The sequence below is a fragment of the Duganella sp. HH101 genome (genome assembly GCF_001758795.1).
In the GTDB taxonomy this organism is placed as follows: domain Bacteria; phylum Pseudomonadota; class Gammaproteobacteria; order Burkholderiales; family Burkholderiaceae_D; genus Rugamonas; species Rugamonas rivuli.
The window spans coordinates 117,894-139,639 of record NZ_LRON01000018.1 but is presented as its reverse complement, the minus strand read 5'-3'; the positions used below and the strand labels follow the sequence as shown (position 1 = coordinate 139,639).

The following is a 21,746-nucleotide window of genomic DNA, read 5'->3' as shown; positions in this document are numbered from 1 at the left end:
TTATGATAACTTTACATCTGCAGCCCTTGCCTCCATGGGCAGCACGGCTTGCAGGTCGGCGATATTGATCGGTTTGACCAGGTGGGTCGCGAAGCCGGCCTCCCTGCTGCGCGACTTGTCATGCTCCTGCCCGTAGCCGGACAGCGCCACCAGCTTCAGCGCCGCGCCGCCGGGCAGCTGGCGCAGGTGGCAGGCCAGTTCGAAGCCGTCCATGCCGGGCAGGCCGATGTCGAGGATGGCCACCTGCGGCATGGCCCCGGCCGCGCCGGCGGCGATCACGGCGGTGATGGCCTGGGCCGGATCGTAGGCCACGGTGGCGTGGTAGCCCAGCGCGCCCAGCAGCTCGCCCAGCGAATCGGCGGCGTCCTGGTTGTCGTCCACCACCAGCACGCGGGCGCCGGCGCCGACGGCCGGCGGCGGCGCGGCCGGAGCGGCCGCCTCGGCCTCGGCCACCAGCGAGTCCGGCAGCGTGATGGTGAAGGTGCTGCCGCGCCCTTCCCCGGCGCTGTAGGCGCTGACCTCGCCGCCATGCATCTGCACCAGGTTGCGCACCAGCGCCAGCCCGATGCCCAGCCCGCCCTTGGCGCGGTCCAGCTGGCGGTTGCCCTGCACAAACAGGTCGAAGATGTGGGGCAGCAGCGCCGGCGCGATGCCCGAGCCGTCGTCCGTCACCTGGATCTGGATGGTCTGCTGCCGGATCCGCGTGCACAGCGTGATGTGGCCGCCGGCCGGCGTGTAGCGCGCCGCGTTGCTCAGCAGGTTGGACACCACCTGCGCCAGCCGCGCGGGATCGCCGTGCCAGCGCACGCTGGGCACATCGACCAGCAAGCGGTGGCGCTTTTGCTCCAGCAGCGGGCTGGCCATTTCGATCGCCCGGTTCAGCACCTCGGCCAGCTGCACGGTTTCCTTGCGCAGCTCGACCTTGCCGCTGGCGATGCGCGACACGTCGAGCAGGTCGTCGACCAGCCGCACCAGGTGCTCGACCTGGCGCTCGATCACGGCCTGCTCCGGCGCGGTGTCGGCGCCGCGCAGCTTCATCAGCTTGAGCGCGGTGACGATGGGCGCCAGCGGATTGCGCAGCTCGTGCCCCAGCATGGCGAGGAATTCATCCTTGATGCGCGAGGACAGGTTGAGGTCGACGTTCAGGCGTTCGCTTTCGGCCATCGCCTGGGCCAGCGCGCGGTCGCTCTCCAGCCGGCTCAGCGTAGCGCACACGGCGGCCGTGATCTGCTCCAGGAACTGGCGGTAGGCATGGTCCATCGGCAGGCGCGGCGACACCTGGAACACCAGCGTCAGCTCTTCGCACAATTGCAGCTCGGCGCCGCGGATGACCACCGTGCCCGCACCCGCGGCGCCGGCCTCGGCCAGCGCGCCGCGGCGCAGCACCACGCCGGCCAGGTCGCCCGGATTGCCGGCCACGCAGCGGGCCATGCTGTCGACCACCTGCGCCTCGTCGCGGCAGTTGAGCAGGCTGCGCGCCAGCAAGTCCAGCGCGTGGCGGCGCCGTTCGGCCAGCACCTGGGTGGTGGTCTCGGTGCACACCACCAGCACGCCGGCCACGCGGTCGGCCTCGTCGAACACCGGCGTGTAGGTGTAGCTCCAGTAGACGTCCTCGATGCGGCCGTTGCGTTCGATCGGCACCAGGTTGTCGGCATACCAGCGCGGCTCGCCGCCGTTGCGCACGCTGTCGATCTGCGGACCGATGACGGACCAGATCTCCGGCCAGCATTCGCGCCCGGCCTGCCCCAGCGCGGCCGGATGCTTGCCCTGGCCGAAACTCGGCACATAGGCGTCGTTGTAGACCTGCACCAGCTGCTCGCCCCACCACAGGAACATCGGGTGCGCCGAGTGCATGACCAGGCCCACCGCCGTCCGCAGCGACGCCGGCCAGGTGGAGATCGCCCCCAGCGGCGTGCGCTCCCACGCGTGGCGCTGCACCAGGTCGCGCATGGGGGTGCCGTCGCCGATAAAGCGCCAGCCGGCATCGTAGGCGACAGGGGACAAGGCAGAGGAAGATTGCACCGGCATAGATATTCCGAATCCAGAAAGCCCAAGTGTAGCAACTGTACTGTACGGAGGCGCACAATAGCGCAACGCCGGCGCGCGCATGCCGGCAAACAGCGGCTACGGGCTTGACATTCTCTCCACATCTGGCAAATTGTAGCCATAGATCAAGAAAGGGTTTCGCCATGCAAGCGCGTCGCGTCGGTTCTGCCATGGCGTTCATCGTCGCGTCCGTATTGCCGGCGCCCACCGCTGCCTGCCAGATGAAAATGGCTTTGGAGCAATGGGCGCCCTATGTCTACACCCAGCCCAACGGCCCGCCTTCCGGGCTGGACCTGGAACTGGTGCAAGCCATCTTCAAGGAAGCCGGCTGCACGCTGCAACTTTTGCCCGAACTGCCGACCGCGCGCCGCCAGCGCCAGTTCGAACTGGGCGAGCTGGACCTGCTGCTGGCCGCCTCCGACACCGTCGAGCGGCGCAAGCTCGCGCGCTTCAGCCTGGCCTACCGCCATGAATCGGTCGGCGTCTTCACCCGCAGCGCCAACCTGGCGCGCTACCAGGACGTGCGCAACCTCGAGGTCTTGCTCAAGAAAAAGCTTTCGCTGCTGGCGCCCAAGGTGGGTTGGTATGGGCCCAACTACGCGCGCGTGCAGCCGGAGCTACTGGCGGCAGGCCACCTGAGCACCTTCCTCACCTTCCAGCAGGGCTTGCGCATGCTGGACGCCGGGCGCGCCGAGCTGATCCTCGGCGACACCGTCGCCCTGCGCCACGAAGCCAGGGAACAAGGCATCGCCATCGCGCCGCTGCCATTCATGGTGCTGCGGGCGCCGGTGCACCTGATGCTCAACAAGAACAGCACCACGCAAGCCCAGCTCGACCTGCTGAACGGCGCCATCCAGCGCCTGGAGAAGCAAGGCGTGCTGGCGGAAATCCGCAGCCGCTACGGCGACTCCTAGCCGGCGCCGGCATCAATGCATGCGCGGCAGCCACATGCCCGGCGTGGCGACCGCGCCCCCCACGCCCATGGCGACGGCCAGCACGGCCGCCATGCCTGGACGCGGTGCCCGACCAGCTGTCGTCAACCTGAGCTGCGTCGGCACGGTGGTGCGCGGCGTCAACGAGACGGCCGCGCTGCACCTGCGCGAGGGCGATGACGTGCCGCCGGTCAGCCGCGGCTACCTGCACCACTTCCGCCAGATGTGGGTTCAATAGTGGTAGGTCAGCATGGTGCTCAGGCTGGCGCGGGTGCGCTGGCCCACCAGCGGACTGGCGGCGGCCTGCCCGCCCAGCCGGCTCACGCGCAGCCAGGTGTTCAGGTAGTACTTGTTCGACACCTGCCACTCCCACGACGGTTGCAGATACACGCTCAGCATCCCCGCCCGCGGCGCATACAAGCGGTGCGACTCCACGCCGGCCTGCTCGCGCGTGACGCCGAAATACGCTTGCAGATAACGCTGGTTGGCCAGCACCATGCCCGCGCCCAGCGTCAGCGCATGGTGGGCCGCCACCGGCGTCGACGCCTCGCCCCACAGCTGGGCCCGCAGCCCCATGCCGCCGTCGTTGCCGCTGGCCATGCCCTGCGCGCCTAGCTGGATATTGTGCGCGTAGCGGTAGGAAGCGAACAGGCCGGCCTCGGCGGCCAGGCCGCCGCGCTGGCCGGGCGTGTCGCTGCGCACCTCCCTGGAGCTCAGGCGCAGCAGCGGGCCGTAGGCCAGCGAAGGATCGTCCGACAGGTGCCAGCCCAGTCCCAGCCCATCCTCGCTGTTCAGGTCGAGGAAGGCGCCGCTGCTCCACTGCACCGACAGCGTCGGCAGCAGCGTGATGTCGCGGCCGCTGTCCCTGGCATGCACCACATCGAGCGCCGCCAGGCCGAAGTACATGTCCTCGGTATCCTCCGGCATCATCATGCGGGTGGGCCCGGCCTGCACCGCGCCGCACATCAGCAGCGCCAGCGGCGCCAAGATTGTCTTCATCAGATATGTCCCAGTTCCAGGCCGCGCAGCACCGCGCGCACGCGGTCGCGCACGCCCAGCTTGGCCAGGATGCTCGACACGTGGTTCTTGATCGTGCCCTCGCTCGGTCCCAGCGCGGTGGCGATCTCGCCGTTGTTGAAGCCGGCGGCCATCAGCGCCAGCACTTCGGTTTCGCGCGCGGTCAGGCGCTCGCCGTCCTCGCGCAGCAGCGGCGCGCTGGCGCTGCTTTCGTAGGCGCTGCGGGTGCGTTCGGTCAGCGCCGGCCGGAACACGGTGGCGCCGGCCGCCAGGGCGCGGATGCCGTCGGCCAGCCGCTCCAGCGAAATATCCTTGAGCAGGAAACCCTTGGCGCCGGCGCGCATGCCGTCGAGCAGCGCCTCGTCGTCGTCGAAGGTGGTCAGCAGGATGGTCGGCGGCAGCAGCGCGGCCGACTGCTGCAACAGCGCGATGCCCGACAGCTGCGGCATGCGGATATCGAGCAGCAGCACATCCGGCCGGGCCGCCGCCACCACCGCCAGCGCGCCGGCGCCGTCGGCCGCCTCGGCCACCACGCGGATGTCGGGCGTCAGCGCCAGCAGGCCGCTGATGCCGCTGCGCACCAGCATCTGGTCGTCCACCAGCACCACGCGAATCGGCACCGGGATCGGCGCCGTCATGCGGCCACCGCGCCGGCCGGCAGCACGATCTCCATGCCGAAGCCGCGCTGCGGCCGGTTGCCCGCCTTCAGCTCGCCGCCCAGCAGCGCCAGCCGCTCGCGCATGCCGCGCAAGCCGTTGCCCTCCTGTTCGGTGCTGCTGCCGCAGCCGTCGTCCTCGATGCGCAGCGTCACCGACGCGCCGTCGGCCGCGCGCGCCAGCACGATGTGCAGCTGGCCGGCCGCCGCGTGCCGCACGGCGTTGCTGATCGCTTCCTGCGCGCAGCAGAACAGCGTGTGGGCCACGGCCGGCGAGGCGATCTCCAGCCCCGGCTCGAAGCTGAGCGCGATGCGCGGCTGCGGTATGCCGGCGCACAGCGCCGCCAGCGCCTCGCGCAGGTCGATATGCTGGTCGCGCCGCTCGCTGCCGACCACCACGCGCACCTCGGCGAGCAAGCCCTGCGCCAGCGCGCGCGCGGTGGCCAGCGCCGGCGGCGCGGCGGCGCCGGACTGGCGCAGCGACAGGTCCAGGTGCAGGTTGAGCGCGGTCAGGTGGTGGCCGACGATATCGTGCAGGTCGCGCGCGATGCGCAGCCGCTCGGCCGAACGCACGGTGTCGGTCAGCAGCAGCTGGGTGGCGCGCAGCTCGCCGTTGGCAGCGGCCAGCTCGATGCGGCCGCGCCGCTCCACCGCCGCCATGTAGCCGATGCCGTAGGCGATGCACTGCCACAGCGCCATCGTGCCCAGGTCCAGCAGCACCGTCTTGACCCAGCCGTCGCTGCGGGTCGACTCGTTGCCCGGCATGGGCAGCACGGTCAGCAGCACCAGCAGCAGCACCTGCAAGCCCAGCCAGCGCAGGCCGCTGCGCAGCGCCAGCACCAGGCCCAGCTCGGCGGCCAGCAGGTACAGCAGCGAATGCGGATAGCTGAGCGCGATCAGCAGCTGCGCCAGCAGCATCGCGTCGCCGCGCCAGCCCAGGCGCCGCGCCGCGCCGCTGGTGCGCAGCCAGAACAGCAGCGCGAACAGCAGCATCAGCGCCGCGTAGGCGATCATGAACAGCTCGACGGTGAGCTCGTCGCGGTCGGTGCCGGCGCGGATCGCCGACGGCGCCGGCGTGAACCAGCTGGCGCACCACAGCGCCGCCCGGCCCAGCGGCATCTCCTCGCTGATGCCCTTCAACATGAAGTGGCTGCCGTCCAGCGCGCCGCCGACCAGGCAGCCCAGCAGGCCGATAACGCCGATAAGATTGTGCTTCAAACGGTGCAGCATGAGGTTCCTGGCGGGAGCATGAGTCGGGCCATGATACGCGAGCCCCAGGGCCTAGGACAGTGCCGGAAGTCATGTGGCGTTTCCCCCACGCCCATGCTGCGCAGATGAGCGCAAGGCCGCGCTTTGACCTAGAATCGGCACTCCCTGAACCCGCCGCGCCCGCCGATGAAAACACTGCCGCTATGGATCGCCGCCCTGCTGCCGCTGACGGCCGCCGCCGGCGACGTCCACGAAGACCCCAAGGTGATCATCAGCGCCGAGCGCGATTCCGAATGGAACAGCTACCGCCACGCCTACAAGGCCGCCGCCTTCTTCGCCCACTACACCCGCAGCCGGCCGCTGATCCAGGCGCATATGCAGATCCGTCCGCTCGAAGCGAACACCCCGCTCAACGGCCTGAGCCTGCACCTGGTCGGCGAGAAAACCGACGTCACGATCCCGGTCGACGGCATCGGCCGCGCCGAGCTGCCCATGCTCAAGCAGGCCTACCAGGACGACGCCGTGCTGCGCCTGAACCGGCAGAAAGGCAACTACTACTTCAGCGGCCGCTACTCGATCCGCGAGCACGCCGACGGCGTGTACGACATGGCCGAACTGCGCGCCGCCTGCGAACAGCTGATCGGCGCGCAGCGCGAATCGGGCTACCGCATGCGCCTGAGCGGCAAGCAGTGCCTGGGCGTCAAGTTCGTCTATCCGGCCGGGTCCGCGCCCGAGGTGCGCGCCCAGACCGGCGGCCCCAGCGGCCTGCTGCCGCTGGTCGACGCCCATCCGTTCGAAGGCAATTCGATGGGCATCTACAGGGTGGCGCTGTACCGCTTCGCCGACTGGCCGCAGCAGGGCAAGATCCAGACCGTCAGCGCGCCGCTGGCCATCGGCACGCTGTACGACTAGCGCTTACTCGAAGGTCTTGAAGAAGTCGCGCGCCGCCACATTGCAGCCGGCGAAAGCCATGTAGCCGTGGTAGTTCTCCTGGCTGGTGGGATCGCCGTTGGCGGCGACCACCCGCCGCCGCGCTTCGGCAAACACCGACTTGGCGCTGGCATAGGGATCGTTGGACTGCGCCGGCGTGTCGACATCGAGCACCGTCACCAGCTTGGGCGCGACGCCGTGGGCGTTGAAGTAGGCCTGGGTCAGCGTGGCGTTGTTGAACGGCACCTCGTCGTCGCCATGGCCGCCGCACATCAGCACCGGCACGGTCGGCACCCAGGTGCGCAAATCGTTCTTGAACCAGGCGGCGCGCATCGGATGCGCGGGCTTGCAATCGAGCGGGGCGCCGGCCGCCGTCACCGGGCACGGGTGGTTGATGATGTCGTTGAACAGCGCCGAGATGTAGTCCGACTTCAGCAAGCTCTGTTCCGGCGTGCCGAAGTTGGCCTGCTCGGCCGCCGGCAGGCTGGCGTAACCCGGCATGTCGCGCGCCAGCAAATGCGGCGGCAGCTTGCCGCTGCCGACCAGGCTGCTGATCGGCAGCAGGGTCGGCGCCAGCGTCTCCATCGAGGCCGCATAGCCTGCCTGGTACAGCTCGGTCGGCGCGGCGTACAGATTGCCGTAGGCCTTCTGCCAGGCGGTGAACTGCAGCACCAGGTCGACCATGGACTCGGTGTTGACCTGGCCCAGGCCGCGCAGCACTGCCGGCGAGCCCAGCGTGGTTTCATAGCTGACGCTCTCGGCGTAGTTGCCGCTCAGCGGCGCCGACGCCGTCACGCTGATGCCGGCCGCCTGCATGGCGCGGTGGGTGGCCATCGTCACATAGCCGCCTTCGGAATAGCCGGTGAGGAACAGCTTGCCATTCTCGACGACCGGATGCGGCAGCTTGGCGAAGGCCTTGCGGGCGGCGGTCAGCGCATCGATCATGTCCTTGGCGTGCTGGTCGGCGATATGGTGCGGATGGTAGCTCAGCTTGGAGGTATCGTAGCCGGCGTAGTTGGGCGCGACCACGATGTAGCCCTGGGCCGCGTACAGCGCCGCCGCGGTGGCGCTGGTGCCGGCGAACGGTGCGCCCGGCGTCAGGTCGCCCAGGCGCACATTGCGCGTCGTCGAGCTGCCGTGGCCGTACATCAGCAGCGGGCGCTTGCCGCTGCAGGCCGGGTCGCTGCCGCTCGGCACCATCAGCGAACCGGACGCGGTGGTGGTCTCGCCGGCCGCGCCGACGGTGCTGTATTCGAACTGGTGGAAATCGACGCTGCACCTCGGCTGGCCGGCCACCGCCAGCACCTGGTTGCCGAACTCGCCCAGGCGGCCGAGCGCCTGCACCAGGCCGGCGGGATCGAGCGCGCGCGTCAGCAGCGGCGGGTTGAACAGCAAGGCGCCGCGGGCGCCGGAGGTGTCGGTTTCGCCGACGGGCGCGGTGGGCGTCACCGGCGGCGTCGGCGGCGGTGTGACGGCAACGGCGCTGCTGCCGCTACCGCCGCCGCAGCCGCTCAGCGCGGCGAAGAATGTAGCGATGCAGAGCGTGCTGATAGTCTTGTCCATGGAGTCTCCTGAATGAGGCGGTTCGTTGTTGAACCAGCCTGCATTCTGGAGAAACCCTCATGGACGCACATGTGCCGGAAGGTAGACGGTCAGGCGCGGCGCTGACGGCGGCGCGCCGCCAGGCCGACCAGGGCCAGGCCCGCGCCCATCATGGCGTAGCTGGCCGGTTCGGGCACCACATTGCCCATGGCCTGGAATTCCGACACGGCGAAGTGGTTGTCACCCGCGCCGGCGGCGCCGGAGATCATGAAGGCGGTGGCCACCACCGGTGCGCCGAGTATGGTGCTGCCGTTATCCTGGCCCCATGAGCGGTTCGGCGACATCACCGCGAGATCGTGCCAGACGTTGGCGGTGTCGCGGTACTGGATGCGGTAGTCGTTGTCGTTGTCGGCCTGGATGGCAAGCTGGTTGACCGATGCGGCCTGGTTGAGGGTGATGGTGATGGAATCGGCGCCGTAGTCGCCGCTCCAGAACACCGTGCCAAGGTTCCATTGGGTGCCGATCGGCAGATAGACGCTATCCGTGACCGTCGATGGATCTGCCGGCGCCCCCGGTCCCCAGCTGCCGCCATCCCAGAAGCCCGAACCGGTGAGCGAAACGCCGCCGCCCAGCGCCACATTGGTATCGGCCATGGCGGCGCCGGAACAGGCCAGGCAAGCCAGCGCAATCGCGAGTGATTTCATATCTTCTCCTTAAGCAATATAAGATTGATAAGATAAAAAATCAGGATAGCATCAGTTCGCTTGAGCGCAAGGACGGGCGTCTCGCGTGCGCGACAGTGGGCGCGGCTTAGGTGCAGGTGGATGGCGATGCTATAGAAAATGTAGCTCGCGCATTACCCTAAGCAAGAAATACAGCCCTTTTAGCAAGTTGGCGCCGATATCCGCAGTCATGCCGAGCCCCTGCGAGGCGCTGACCACCTTGGCAGCATGATGCTTGTGTTTAGATTTTTTCCGCATCGATCTTTTGCCCCATCGCATTCAACAGATTGCTCAACGGATCGACAATAAACCCCTTGTTCAGCCAGACGAGTTCACGGTGGGTGACGATTTCCAACTCCAGCGCCAGATCGGCTATTTCATTGCTTTCCTTTTCCAAGTAAGCGAAAGCCAGTGGTGCCAGCCGGTCCCCTTCAGCACGTAATGACCTTGCGATGCGCTGAAAAAGTGCCGTCATCAGATCCAGCAAGTCAGAATGGCGATGCGACATTGATGCCCAACGCTCCATCAAGTCGGATATCTCGCGAACTAGTGCCCGGTCTGGACAGGCATCGACAAATGCATATGACGCATGCCTGGTGATGAATGCATGTGGGAGACGATTCCTGAACTCTCTGGATTGTCGGATCAGGATCATCATCCGCTGTAGGCCGTAGTATTGTTCGATGCGTGCGATGGCCTTCCTATATTCTGCCGTCGATTGAGTGGGAGAATGCACGCTGCAATAGTCCGTGCTGAAGCCCTTGGTTTGAAAGCGTGTCCCGTGCTTTCCAATCAGCGCATCAGCCTCAGGACATCTACTGACGATTTGCTCTGGATGCTCGAAGATCCTGATAAGTTCTTCAGCTTGCTCTGTCAATCGCGCACACAATTGACAGTGGCGATTCTCAGGGCTGTAGGAACTGAAATCCAGCATGGGATGCAATCCCCGTTTGGACATTGTTGTCTGCAGCGCTCTGCGTTTGCTGTCCACAAGCTTAATTTCTGTGTAGCTTGCACCCGCACTGCTGCAGGTCGTAATGAACGCGACGAGCTTTTGATGATCGCTCACATGGCTGTTATGAAAATTAGCCAAGTCAATCAGTATGTCTACCGTAGGGGCCAAGTCGACAAATTTCTCATTGGCGACAATCCAGCCATGCTGGTCTTCGTATTGTTGGTACAAACCACTCAATATGGCCGTTGAACGTACGCCATACTCGCTGAGCATTTTAGAAAAAGACAGTTCCTTCGCCCCATACTTCTTTAGCCATTTTTTGACCGGGCGGTCCACGTAGCGACGCATCAGACTTTCAATGATGCGTTTTGAGGGGGCTTTCTGATGCTCGATACGGTATTGTTTAGCGCTTTGATGAAGCTCGAGTATTCCTATGCGCACCTCAGCGTTGCAACGCGTTCCAAGGCGCAGACGCATCAGATCATGTGGCAGCAATAATTCGTGGTAGTAGTGGTTGCTCATAGCATCGTGTGTATTGATAACACTTTTATGCTAGCAACGAATCCGCCGACCGAGATAGGATTGGGATAATTTTTCCTACTCACGGCATCTCTGCCAACTTGCGGCTCGGGATGGCCGGACACGCCAACGGACGCGTCCCTGCCACAAATCTCACGTCATCGGGCTTTGTGTCACGCAACGCCCACTAAGACGACAGCGCGACTATCAAGCAAACTTGCTGAAGTCCGGCTTGCGCTTCTCGAAGAACGCGGTGAAGGCTTCCTTGGCTTCCGGGGCGGCCAGCATGGCGCCGAAGAAGGTGTTTTCGGCGGCGATGGCTTCCGTCACCGGGCCTTTGCGGGCGGCCTTCATCAGCTGCTTGGTGGCGCGGATCGAGCTGGCAGGCAGGGCCACCAGCTTGGCGGCCTGGCCCTCTGCAAACGCGCGCAGTTCGGCCACCGGCACGATCTTCGACACCAGGCCCATCTCCAACGCTTCCTGCGCCAGGAAGGCCTCGCCCAGCATCAGCTTCTCGGCGGCGCGCGGGTAGCCGGCGATCTGCGTCAGCAGCAGGCTCGATGCGAACTCGGGGCACAGGCCCAGCTGCACGAACGGCATCGAGAACTTGGCGTTGTCGGCCGCGTAGACCAGGTCGCAATGCATCAGCAGCGTGGTGCCGATGCCCACCGCAGCACCGGCCACGGCAGCCACCACCGGCTTGCTCGAACCGCTCAGCGCCATCATGAACTTGTACACCGAACGCTCTTCGATGCCCGAGCCGTCGGCCGGACGCGCGGTCTTCATGAAGTCTTCCAGGTCGTTACCGGCGGTGAAGATCTCCGGCTTGCCGACGATCAGGATGGCGCGCACGGCGGCGTCCTGCTCCGCTTCGTTGATGGCGTCGGCCATGCTCTGGTACATCGCCGAGGTGATCGCGTTCTTGCGTTCCGGGCGGTTGAATTCCAGCGTCAGCACGCCGTTGGTCTTGCTGCTCAAAATATCCATGTGATCTCCAAATGATTAAAGGGCGCCGTGGTTGAACCGCAGCGCCCTTCTTATGATTCCGTGCTTAGTTTACACGCGCGCTCTTATACACGCTCAATGATACCTGCCGCGCCCATGCCGGCGCCGACGCACATCGTCACCATGCCGTACTTCAGGTTGTTGCGGCGCAGTGCGTGCACCACGGTCGCGGCGCGGATCGCACCGGTTGCGCCCAGCGGGTGGCCCAGCGCGATCGCGCCGCCCATCGGGTTGACCTTGGCCGGGTCCAGGCCCAGGTCGCCGATCACGGCCAGCGCCTGTGCCGCGAACGCTTCGTTCAGCTCGATCCAGTCCAGCTGGTCCTGGGTGATGCCGGCGGCTTTGCACGCATCCGGAATCGCGAACTTGGGACCGATGCCCATGATTTCCGGTGGCACGCCCTTGACGGCGAACGACGAGAACTTGGCCAGCGGGGTCAGGTTGTGCTCGCGCAGGAATTTCTCCGACACGACCAGCAGCGCGCCGGCGCCGTCGGACATCTGCGACGAGTTGGCGGCAGTGACCGAGCCCTTGGCGGCGAACACCGGCTTCAGCTTGGACAGCGATTCCACGGTCGAATCGGCACGCGCGCCTTCGTCGGTATCGACGGTGCGGGTCTTGATCTTGATTTCGCCCGAAGCCAGGTCAGGCGTGCGGGTGATGATCTCGACCGGGGTGGTCTCGTCCTTGAAGAAACCGGCCTGCTGCGCGGCGATGGCGCGGCGGTGCGATTCAACGGCGAAGGCGTCCTGCGCTTCGCGCGAGATTTTCCATTGGGTCGCCACTTTTTCAGCGGTCAGGCCCATGCCGTATGCCATGCCGACGTTTTCGTCGGTGAACATGTTCAGGTTCATCGATGGGTGGTGGCCCATCATCGGCACCATCGACATCGATTCAACGCCGCCGGCGATCATCGCATCGGCTTCGCCAACGCGGATGCGGTCGGCAGCCATGGCCAGCGCGGTGATGCCCGATGCGCAGTAGCGGTTGATGGTGACGCCGCCGATGGTCTTGGGCAGGCCGGCCAGCAGCACCGATTGACGGGCGATGTTGAAGCCCTGTTCCGCTTCCGGGAACGAGCAGCCGATGATGGCGTCGGTGATCAGCGCCGGATCCAGGCCAGGCGCTTGCGCCAGGGCCGATTGCAGCACGCGCACCAGCAGGTCGTCCGGGCGGGTTTTGTTGAACATGCCGCGCGGCGCCTTGCCGATCGGGGTGCGGGTGGCAGAGACGATGTATGCGTCTTGAATTTGTTTGCTCATTTTGTTCTTTCGAAAATTTTTGATCGAAGACTATGCGGAACTAGGAAGCCCGCTTCTCGGATAAATACCAATCCACTTGAACCTGTGCGGCCAGCGTGCCGGCGGCGTCGAAGATGTCGACCTCCACCGGGAACGCCACCTTGCCCTGCTCTTTCAGCTCGGCCTTCAGCGCGGCCAGATCGCCAGGGACGCGGCCTTCGGCGCGCGTGGCGCCCTTGGCTACTTTCTGGTACTGGATGCGCGATTCCTTGGCGACCGGGCGCAAGCCCAGGATCAGCTCCGCGAAGCCGCCGGCCATGGCCGCGCCGGATGCCGTTTCGGCCAGCGTGAACAAGGCCCCGGCGTGCTGCGTGCCCAGGTGGTTATTGAGCTTCGGGTCTTCCGGCATCGACACTTTCGAAGTGCCGCTGCCGATCTCGTCGATCCTGATCCCCAGCAAGCGCACGAAGGGCAAGGTATCCATCATCTGTTGCTTGATACGGTCATACACCATGCTTGGCCTCACGCGCAGTAAAACTTTAAAAACCAGTTTCAGGATCGACATAACCGTCTTAGTTGCGGACTGGCTTACCGGTCTGCATCATGCCCATGATGCGTTCCTGGGTCTTCGGATGGTTCAGCAGTTCCAGGAAGGCTTTACGCTCCATGTCCAGGAACCACTGCTCGTTCACGAACGAACCCTGGTCGATATCGCCGCCCGACACGATCTCGGCGATCATCTCGCCCAGCTTGAAGTCGTGCGCGGAGATGAAGCCGCCGTCGCGCATGTTGACCAGCTGTGCCTTGATGGTGCCGTAGCCGTAACGGCCGGTCACTTGCACAGGCGTCTTCAGCGGTGGACGATAGCCCTTGTCGAACATGGCGCGCGCTTCAACCTTGGCGACGTGCAGCAGTTCGTAAGGGTTGAACACGATCACGTCGTCTTCCTTCAGGTAGCCCATGGCTTGCGCTTCCAGTGCCGACTTCGACACGTTGGCGGTAGCGGCATTGGTGAAACCGGTTTTCAGGAATTGCAGGATGTCGTTGCCCTTGGCTTCCTTGAACGCGCGCACTGCCGCTTCTTTCAAGCCGCCGCCCGCAGGGATCAGGCCGACGCCGACTTCCACCAGGCCGATGTACGATTCGATCGAGGCCACGCGCTTGGAAGCGTGCAGCGCCATTTCGCAGCCGCCGCCCAGCGCCAGGCCGGCAACAGCAGCCACCACCGGCACGTTCGAATATTTCATCGCCATGAAGGTGTCTTGCAGTTCGCGGATGATAGGGTCGACCGCTTTCGCGCCGCCCTGCATGAACGCAGGCAGTGCCGATTGCAGGTCGGCGCCGGCCGAGAACGCGCCGCCGTCGGCCGCGTCCGCGCTCCAGATCACCAGGCCCTTGAAGTTCTTCTCGGCTTCGGCCAGTGCTTTACGGAAGCCGGCGATCACGCCCGGGCTGATCACGTGCATCTTGGTTTTCAGCGAGATCACCAGGACGTCGTCGCCCGAGTGCCACAGGCGGACGTCGTCGTCTTCGTGCACGGTGGTGCCGGCGGTGCGGCCATCGATGGCGCCCGAACCCAGTACCGGTGCGCGGAACGCCTGGCGGTCGTAGACGGCCAGCGACGAGCGCGGCACGAACGATTTCGAGACTGCCGACCACGAACCTTCGGCGGTGTGGACGCCGCCTTTTTCAGCGACCGGACCTTCGAATACCCAGGCTGGCAGCGGTGCGTTGCACAGTGCGTGGCCGGCTTCGATGTCTTCTTTGACCCACTGGGCCACTTGCGACCAGCCTGCGGCCTGCCACGTTTCGAACGGGCCGACGTTCCAGCCGAAGCCCCAACGCATGGCGAAGTCGATGTCGCGCGCGTTGTCGGCCACGGTGTCCAGGTGGATGGCGATGTAGTGGAAAGCGTCGCGGAAGATCGCCCACAGGAACTGGCCTTGTGGGTTGGTCGATTCGCGCAGCGCCTTCATTTTCTTGACCGGATCTTTTTCCTTCAGGATGCGGGCGACGATGTCGGCAGCCTTGCCGCCGCCGGCCACGTATTCGCCGGTGGCGAAGTCCAGGCGCTGGATCTCTTTACCAACTTTTTTGTAGAAGCCCGCGCCGGACTTTTGGCCCAGCGCGCCTTTTTCCACCAGGCCCGCCAGCACGGCTGGCGTCTTGTAGACAGCGGCGAACGGATCGTTCGGGAGGTAGTCTTGCATGGTCTTGATCACATGACCCATGGTGTCCAGGCCGACCACGTCCGCGGTGCGGAAGGTGCCCGACTTGGCGCGGCCCAGCTTGGCGCCGGTCAGGTCGTCGACCACGTCCACCGACAGGCCGAATTTCTCGGCTTCGTGCACGATCGCCAGGATGCCGAACACGCCGACGCGGTTGGCGATGAAGTTAGGCGTATCCTTGGCGCGTACCACGCCCTTGCCCAGGGTGGTGGTCAGGAAGCCTTCCAGCTGGTCGGAAATTTCCGGCTTGGTGAACTCGGTCGGGATGATCTCGACCAGGTGCATATAGCGCGGCGGGTTGAAGAAGTGCACGCCGCAGTAGCGCGATTTCAGGTCGGCGTCGAAGCCTTCGGACAGCTTGGTGATCGACAGGCCCGAGGTGTTCGAGGCGAAGATCGCGTTGGCGCCGATGTGCGGAGCGACCTTCTTGTACAGGTCGTGTTTCCAGTCCATGCGCTCGGCGATGGCTTCGATGATCAGGTCGCACTCGGCCAGCTTGGCCAGGTCGTCCTCGTAGTTGGCCACTTCGATCAGCGCGGCGTGTTCCTTGTTGCCCAGTGGTGCAGGCGACAGTTTTTTCAGGTTCTCGATGGCGCGCAGCACGATGCCGTTCTTCGGGCCTTCTTTTGCTGGCAGGTCGAACAGCACCACAGGCACTTTGGCGTTGACGCAATGAGCGGCGATTTGCGCGCCCATCACGCCGGCGCCCAGCACGGCTACTTTTTTAACGATGAAATTGGTCATGTCGTTTCCTCTAGGTTCTTAGAACAGGTCGGCGTCGAGTGCCATCAGGTTGGCGGAGCCCGAACGTGCCTGGCGAATCAAGGTTGCAGTTTCCGGCTGCAGGCGAGCGAAGTAGAAGCGCGCCGTGGCCAGCTTGGCTTTGTAGAAATTGTCGCCGCTGTCTTCTTTGGCCAGGGCGATTTTCGCCATCTGTGCGAAGAAGTAGCTGTACACCATGTGGCCGACCACGCGCAGGTAAGGTACGCACGCCGCGCCGACTTCGTCCGGGTTCTGGAAGGCTTTCATGCCGATTTCCATGGTCAGCTTGGTGACTTTGTCGCCCAGGTCGCCCAGCGGGGTGACGAATTCGCTCATCGCTTCGTCGGTGCCGTTCTCTTCCACGAAGGCTTTGATCTTCTCGCCGAACTTGCGCAGCTTGGCGCCGTTGTCGCCCAGGATCTTACGGCCCAGCAGGTCCAGCGACTGGATGGTGTTGGTGCCTTCGTAGATCAGGTTGATGCGGGCGTCGCGCACGTACTGCTCCATGCCCCACTCGGAGATGTAGCCGTGGCCGCCGAACACTTGCATCGCTTCCGAGGTGGCGATCCAGGCGTTGTCGGTGATGAAGGCCTTGACGATAGGGGTCAGCAGCGCGACTTCGTCGGCGGCTTCCTTGCGCACTTCTTCGTCAGGGTGGTGCAGTTCGCGGTCGATCTGCAGCGCCACGTAGGAGGTGAAGGCGCGCGCGCCTTCGGCGTAGGCCTTGCCGGTCAACAGCATGCGGCGCACGTCAGGGTGGACGATGATCGGGTCGGCCGGCATTTCCGGATTTTTCACGCCCGACAGCGAGCGCATCTGGATGCGGTCCTTGGCGTAGATCAGCGCGTTCTGGTAAGCGATCTCGGTCAGGCCCAGCGACTGCATGCCAACGCCCAGGCGGGCCGCGTTCATGAACACGAACATGGCGTTCAAGCCCTTGTTCGGCTGGCCGATGATCCAGCCACGGGCGCCGTCCAGGTTCATCTGGCAGGTCGAGTTGCCGTGGATGCCCATTTTTTCTTCGATGGCGCCGCAGGTGATCGGGTTGCGTTCGCCGATGGTGCCGTCCGCCTTCGGCAGGAACTTAGGCACCAGGAATAGCGAAATGCCTTTCGAGCCTTCCGGTGCGTCCGGCACGCGGGCCAGCACCAGGTGCAGGATGTTTTCGGCCATGTCGTGTTCGCCGGCCGAGATGAAGATCTTGTTGCCGGTGATCAGCCACGAGCCGTCTTCCTGCGGCAGCGCTTTCGAGCGCAGCATGCCCAGGTCGGTGCCGCAGTGCGGTTCGGTCAGGCACATGGTGCCGGTCCACTCGCCGGAAACCAGCTTCGGCAGGTAGACTTCCTTCTGGTGGTCGGTGCCGTGTTCTTTCAGGCACTCGTAGGCGCCGTGCGACAGGCCCGGGTACATGGTCCAGGCCTGGTTGGCCGAGTTCAGCATTTCGTAGAACGAGTTGTTCAGCACGACCGGCAGGCCCTGGCCGCCGAATTGCGGATCGCAGGCCAGCGCGGCCCAGCCGCCGTCGACGTACTGCTTGTACGCTTCCTTGAAGCCTTTTGGAGTGGTCACGGTGTGGTTGGTCGCGTCGTGCTTGCAGCCTTCGCGGTCGCCCGAGTGGTTCAGCGGGAACAGCACTTCAGCGGTGAACTTGCCGCCTTCTTCCAGCACCTGGTTGATGATGTCGGCATCGACTTCGGCATAATCCGGCAGCGATTTCAGTTCCTCTTCCACTTTCAGGAACTCGTGCAGAACGAATTGCATATCCCGGATTGGCGCGACGTATTGACCCATGATTTTCTCCTGATGACTTTTGTAGTGACTACGAAATGGTATGTGTAATGCTTTATTGCTGCGCCACCACCGCGGACGGCGTTTGCGGATTGCGATAGGTTTCGATCAAGCGCTCGAAGCCGGTGCCTGCCCGGCCCAGGCTGCCCGGTATGCGCAGGAAGCGCGCATCGTGGTGCAGTGCCAGGATCAGGCCGTACATCTCGTACACCAGTTGCTGCGGGTCGGTGTCGGCCTTCAGGTCGCCGGACTCGATGCACTGCTGCACGCAGCGCAACAGCGCGCCCTGCCAGGCGCCAACCATGGCCATCAGCTCTTCGCGGATCGGCCCCGGACGGTCGTCATACTCGACCGCGCCGCTGATGTAGATGCAGCCCGAGGCCACTTCCACGCTGACCCGCTTGACCCAGCGCGCGAACATCGACTTGAGCCGCTGGATGCCGCGCGGCTCTTTGACGCTAGGGAAAAACACTTCCTGCTCGAAACGATGGTGGTACAGCTTGAGTACTTCCAACTGCAAATCTTCGCGCGATCCGAAGTGCGCAAACACGCCGGATTTGCTCATGTTCATCTTATCCGCGAGCAATCCGATGGTCAGGCCTTCCAGACCATCCCGGCTGGCCAGGTCCAGCGCCACGTCGAGGATTGCGGCACGGGTGAGTTCACCTTTGCGCATAAATTTAGTTGAGGTATTAATAAGATTGCATCCCAAAGTAAAATTTAATCATGGAGAAAAGAGCATTCTGCTCCAGTTAAATTTACTCCGTGTGAAAAGAATTGCGAACGCTCGTACTATTATCCACTGAGGGGTAAAAGTCAAACAGTACCGTTAGAGGTGGCGTTCTATTGCTGCATCGCAGCAATACGGGGCGGCAACTTGCTTACAGCTTGCCCAACAGACGGCGGTCGCGCTTGGTCGGCCGCCCTTTGAAATCCGCGCTCGGTTCGCGGAACATCTTGCGTTGTTCGGCCACGGTGGCGCGGCGCTCGACGCTGGCGTCGGTCTCTTCGTACAGGTTGCGGGCGATGGGCGCGGCGGCCCGCACGTCGGACAGATTCATCACGTCGACCTCCCAGCGGTCGGAGCCGTTGTCGATGTCCAGGGTGTCGCCGACGCGCACCGCGCGCGCCGGCTTGACCTTGTCGCCGCCCAGCTTGACCTTGCCGTTATCGACCGCCTCGGTGGCCAGCGAGCGGGTCTTGAAGAAGCGCGCGGCCCACAGCCATTTATCCAGTCTGACACTGTCGCTCAAGCGTATTTCCCCACTGCGAATACCCGCATCGCCAGCTTGTACGCGAAGAACGCGATCTCGTAGCCGATGCGGCGGAAGCGGCCGACGTGCTCGAAGTCGGCGTAGTCGACCACCACGCCGTCGGCGATGGCGGCCTCGATATGCTGGCGCAGGCTGAGCGCAAAGGCCGCATCCTTGATCACCACATTCGCTTCCTGGTTCAAAAACAGGCTCAAGCCGTCCACATTGCTGGAGCCCACGGTCGCCCAGTCGTCGTCGATCACCGCCACCTTGGCGTGCAACTGGGTCTTGTGATATTCCACCACTTTGACGCCGGCCGCAAGCAGCTTCGGGTAGAAGGAATGCGCGACCGCGTCCTGCAGCCAGATTTCGCCGACGCCGATCAGCAGCGTCACCTCGACGCCGCGCTCGGCGGCGGCGGCCAGCGCGTGGCGGAACTTGGCGCCCGGCGCGAAATACGGATTGGCCAGCAGCACGCTCTTGCGGGCGCGGCCCAGCGCATGCATATACGCGCGCTGTATCGTCCGGCGGTTGCGCAGGTTGTCGCGCACGACGAAGCCGGCCTGCACCATGTTTTGCGTGGCGATCTTGTTCACCTTGCGCATGTCGCGGTACAGGCCGATGCGCTTCATGATGCCCAGCTTGCCCAGCCGGCGCCACTGGGTCAGCGCCTCCAGCTGGATGGACGCCACCAGCGGGCCGCGCACCTGCACCGCGAAATCCCAGCGCGGCGCCGCCAGCTGACGGCTGTGGTCGTAGTCGCAGAACATGTCGTCGTTGATGTTGATGCCGCCGACAAAGGCCAGCTCGCGGTCGGTCACGCAGATCTTGCGGTGGGTGCGCGTGACGCCGCGCTTGAACCACGGATTGAACACGCGGTGCTCGACGCCGGCGGCCACCAGGTCCGCATGCATGGCGTTGACTTGCCGGCGGCCGGTGCCCCACCAGTCGGTGATCATGCGCACCTGCACGCCGCGCTGGGCCGCGCCCTTGAGCGCCGCCAGCACCCGCTGGCCGGTCTCGTCGGCGGCGAAGATATAGGTTTCGAAATACACCTCGTACCGCGCCGCGTCGATGGCGGCGATCAGCGCCGGAAAGAAGTCGGTGCCGGTGTGCAGCAGGGTGACTTCATTATCGGCGAGAAAATTTACTGTACGCATAGCTGGATTCTAACCCCGAGTGGCATGGGAAGGCGCTCCCGTGGAAACAAGTCTATAATAAATTGCAACCCTCTTGTGAGAGGTAACGCTCGGAGCGCTATGCATGGGAGCACGATGGCTGAGCCGTAGTCCGTGGATGTTGCTGCTGGCGGCCGCTTGCGGCGTGGCGGCGGCCGAGCTTCCGGCCGCCTGCCCCAAAGTGGTGGTGTCCGCCGATCCCGACTATGCGCCGCTGCACTGGTACGATGGCAAGGAGTTGCGCGGGCCCAGCATCGAGCTGGCCGCGCGCATCCTGGCCGACCTGCAGATCCCCTACGAAATCCGTTACGTCGGCCCGTGGAAGCGGGTGCTGGCGTACGCGGCGGTCGGCAAGGTGGACCTGGTGGCGACGCTGAAGATCCAGCCCGAGCGCGAACGCTACCTCGATTTTGTGCGCACGCCGGCCTTCCCCAATCCGGTGGCGGTATTCGTCCGGCGCCAGCGCGCCTTCCTCTTCAACACCTGGCAAGACCTGGCCAGCCACAAGGGTGGCATCGCGCTGGGCAACACTTTCGGCCAGCAGTTTTCGGAATTCGCCGCCGCCCATTTGCAGCTGGAGGAATCCGGCACCGCCGACAGCAACTTCCGCAAGCTGGGACTGGGGCGCATCGACTATTTTGTCAGCGGCCTGTTCACCGGCGAAGCCTGGCTGGCGCGCCACGACGTCGGCGCGCAGCTGATGGCGATGCGCCCCTTCCTGGCCGAGGACAAGAATTACTACGCCTTTTCCAAAGCCAGCCCGTGCGCCAGGTATCTGGACGCGTTCGAAGCGCGGCTCAAGGAGCTGGTGGCCAACAAGAGCAATATCGCCATGCTCAACGCCAGCCTGCAAAACCTCGACGTCAAGCTCGACAGCGCGACACTGAGCCGCAAGTAGCTCAGGCCAGCGCCAGGTTGGCGACGATGGGCGCGTGGTCGGACAGCTTGGCCCACAGGTTGCCGTGCATGACCTCCGCCGCCTCGACCTTGAAGCCGCGCACATAGATGCGGTCCAGCCGGAAGAACGGCAAGGCGGCCGGGAAGGTGCGGGCCGGGTTGACGCTGGACTTGCGGCGCAGCGTGCGCACGATCTCGTCGAGCGCCGAGTTGGAACCGATCTGGTCGAAGGCCTCGACCACGCCGAGCGCGTTGCGCAGCTCGCCGCTGAGGGTGTTGCGCCAGTCGTTGAAGTCGCCGGCGATGATGACCGGCTCGCCGTTGGGCGCGGACGCCCGCACGGCCGAGATCAACGCCTGGGTCTGGCGGCGGCGCCCTGCTTCGAACAAGCCCAGGTGCACCACATAGCAGTGCACGGTGCCGCGCGGCGTCTCCAGCACGCAATGCAGGATGCCGCGCTGCTCGTAGGCGTGGTCGGAGACGTCGTGGTTGGCCTGGTTGGCGATCGGGAAGGCGCTCAGCAGCGCGTTGCCGTGGTGGCCGTGGTCGTAGATCGCGTTCATGCCGTAGGCGGCATGGGCGTGGCGCGATTCGCCGGCAAAATATTCATGCTGCGCCGCAGCGGGCCAATGCTTGTGGCCCAGGTGCTCGGCGCCGTACTTGGCCGCCTTCAAATCGTGCTTGCCCTGCACCTCTTGCAGAAAAACCACATCGGCGTCGAACAGGCCGATCGCCTGCTTCAGTGCCAGCACCCGCGGTTCGCTGCGGATGGCGGACACGCCCTTGTGGATGTTGTAGGTGGCGACGCGAATTTTCATAGGGCTATTCTAACCCTGAGTCCGGGATTGCGGCGTACGCCGCCGCACA

General features: G+C 64.7%; 20 protein-coding genes. 4 read left to right on the top strand and 16 right to left on the bottom strand.

The genetic code is table 11. From position 1 onward, the window contains the following. Entirely contained in the window at window positions 1-2,022 is a 2,022-nt protein-coding gene (locus DUGA2_RS24420; RefSeq protein ID WP_141753367.1) for a hybrid sensor histidine kinase/response regulator, read from the bottom strand. Window positions 2,023-2,189: 167 nt separating this feature from the next. On the opposite strand from DUGA2_RS24420, the gene DUGA2_RS24415 reads away from it, so the two are divergent. Next, window positions 2,190-2,960: an ABC transporter substrate-binding protein gene (locus DUGA2_RS24415; protein WP_083296448.1), complete on the top strand. Its 771-nt coding sequence runs from the start codon at window positions 2,190-2,192 to the stop codon at window positions 2,958-2,960. Between the two features lie 19 nt (window positions 2,961-2,979). Then, window positions 2,980-3,216, top strand: a complete 237-nt coding sequence (locus DUGA2_RS33750; RefSeq protein ID WP_141753366.1) for a LytTR family transcriptional regulator — start codon at window positions 2,980-2,982, stop codon at window positions 3,214-3,216. On the opposite strand, the gene DUGA2_RS24410 is transcribed toward DUGA2_RS33750, so the two are convergent. The 3 genes from DUGA2_RS24410 to DUGA2_RS24400 are packed head-to-tail and all read right to left on the bottom strand — an operon-like array spanning window position 3,210 to window position 5,880. After that, entirely contained in the window at window positions 3,210-3,977 is a 768-nt protein-coding gene (locus DUGA2_RS24410; protein ID WP_070272023.1) for a MipA/OmpV family protein, read from the bottom strand. The genes DUGA2_RS33750 and DUGA2_RS24410 overlap by 7 nt on opposite strands. Then, on the bottom strand, window positions 3,977-4,633 hold the full coding sequence (locus DUGA2_RS24405; RefSeq protein ID WP_070272022.1) for a response regulator transcription factor: 657 nt from the start codon (window positions 4,631-4,633) through the stop codon (window positions 3,977-3,979). Before DUGA2_RS24405 ends, DUGA2_RS24410 begins: the two co-directional genes overlap by 1 nt. Beyond that, entirely contained in the window at window positions 4,630-5,880 is a 1,251-nt protein-coding gene (locus tag DUGA2_RS24400) for a sensor histidine kinase (protein WP_070272021.1), read from the bottom strand. The genes DUGA2_RS24405 and DUGA2_RS24400 overlap by 4 nt, the downstream gene beginning before the upstream one ends. Window positions 5,881-6,045: 165 nt before the next feature. Here DUGA2_RS24400 and DUGA2_RS24395 point away from each other — a divergent pair, with 165 nt between their 5' ends. Then, window positions 6,046-6,771 carry a hypothetical protein gene (locus DUGA2_RS24395; protein WP_070272020.1) on the top strand — a complete coding sequence of 242 codons (726 nt, stop codon included), beginning with the start codon at window positions 6,046-6,048 and terminating at the stop codon, window positions 6,769-6,771. 3 nt (window positions 6,772-6,774) lie between these two features. Here DUGA2_RS24395 and DUGA2_RS24390 read toward each other — a convergent pair whose 3' ends face one another. The 11 genes from DUGA2_RS24390 to clsB form a co-directional block, all read right to left on the bottom strand. Next, window positions 6,775-8,352: a S9 family peptidase gene (locus DUGA2_RS24390; RefSeq protein ID WP_070272019.1), complete on the bottom strand. Its 1,578-nt coding sequence runs from the start codon at window positions 8,350-8,352 to the stop codon at window positions 6,775-6,777. Between the two features lie 89 nt (window positions 8,353-8,441). Further along, the gene (locus DUGA2_RS24385) at window positions 8,442-9,035 is read right to left on the bottom strand and encodes a PEP-CTERM sorting domain-containing protein (protein WP_070272018.1); all 594 of its coding nucleotides are present in this window, start codon (window positions 9,033-9,035) and stop codon (window positions 8,442-8,444) included. Between the two features lie 259 nt (window positions 9,036-9,294). Next, complete coding sequence (locus DUGA2_RS24380; RefSeq protein ID WP_141753365.1) at window positions 9,295-10,530, bottom strand: hypothetical protein; 1,236 nt, start codon at window positions 10,528-10,530, stop codon at window positions 9,295-9,297. Between the two features lie 204 nt (window positions 10,531-10,734). After that, entirely contained in the window at window positions 10,735-11,514 is a 780-nt protein-coding gene (locus DUGA2_RS24375) for an enoyl-CoA hydratase (RefSeq protein WP_070272016.1), read from the bottom strand. An 83-nt stretch (window positions 11,515-11,597) separates the two neighbouring features. After that, entirely contained in the window at window positions 11,598-12,794 is a 1,197-nt protein-coding gene (locus tag DUGA2_RS24370) for an acetyl-CoA C-acyltransferase (RefSeq protein WP_008444564.1), read from the bottom strand. A gap of 40 nt (window positions 12,795-12,834) precedes the next feature. After that, window positions 12,835-13,287, bottom strand: a complete 453-nt coding sequence (locus tag DUGA2_RS24365) for a PaaI family thioesterase (RefSeq protein ID WP_008444563.1) — start codon at window positions 13,285-13,287, stop codon at window positions 12,835-12,837. 58 nt (window positions 13,288-13,345) lie between these two features. Then, window positions 13,346-15,745, bottom strand: a complete 2,400-nt coding sequence (locus tag DUGA2_RS24360) for a 3-hydroxyacyl-CoA dehydrogenase/enoyl-CoA hydratase family protein (RefSeq protein ID WP_070272015.1) — start codon at window positions 15,743-15,745, stop codon at window positions 13,346-13,348. Between the two features lie 18 nt (window positions 15,746-15,763). Next, window positions 15,764-17,554 (bottom strand): acyl-CoA dehydrogenase C-terminal domain-containing protein, encoded by a 1,791-nt coding sequence (locus tag DUGA2_RS24355; RefSeq protein WP_070272014.1) that lies wholly within the window; start codon window positions 17,552-17,554, stop codon window positions 15,764-15,766. 52 nt (window positions 17,555-17,606) lie between these two features. Further along, window positions 17,607-18,227, bottom strand: coding sequence for a TetR/AcrR family transcriptional regulator (locus DUGA2_RS24350; protein ID WP_070272013.1), 621 nt, complete (start codon window positions 18,225-18,227; stop codon window positions 17,607-17,609). 205 nt (window positions 18,228-18,432) lie between these two features. Next, window positions 18,433-18,804: an RNA-binding S4 domain-containing protein gene (locus tag DUGA2_RS24345; RefSeq protein WP_070272012.1), complete on the bottom strand. Its 372-nt coding sequence runs from the start codon at window positions 18,802-18,804 to the stop codon at window positions 18,433-18,435. Continuing rightward, the gene (gene clsB, locus DUGA2_RS24340) at window positions 18,801-19,964 is read right to left on the bottom strand and encodes a cardiolipin synthase ClsB (RefSeq protein ID WP_070272011.1); all 1,164 of its coding nucleotides are present in this window, start codon (window positions 19,962-19,964) and stop codon (window positions 18,801-18,803) included. The genes DUGA2_RS24345 and clsB overlap by 4 nt, the downstream gene beginning before the upstream one ends. 103 nt (window positions 19,965-20,067) lie before the next feature. On the opposite strand from clsB, the gene DUGA2_RS24335 reads away from it, so the two are divergent. Further along, the gene (locus DUGA2_RS24335; RefSeq protein WP_083296447.1) at window positions 20,068-20,880 is read left to right on the top strand and encodes an ABC transporter substrate-binding protein; all 813 of its coding nucleotides are present in this window, start codon (window positions 20,068-20,070) and stop codon (window positions 20,878-20,880) included. Window position 20,881: 1 nt separating this feature from the next. Here DUGA2_RS24335 and DUGA2_RS24330 read toward each other — a convergent pair whose 3' ends face one another. Next, window positions 20,882-21,697 (bottom strand): endonuclease/exonuclease/phosphatase family protein, encoded by an 816-nt coding sequence (locus DUGA2_RS24330; RefSeq protein WP_070272009.1) that lies wholly within the window; start codon window positions 21,695-21,697, stop codon window positions 20,882-20,884. Window positions 21,698-21,746 lie beyond the last annotated feature (49 nt).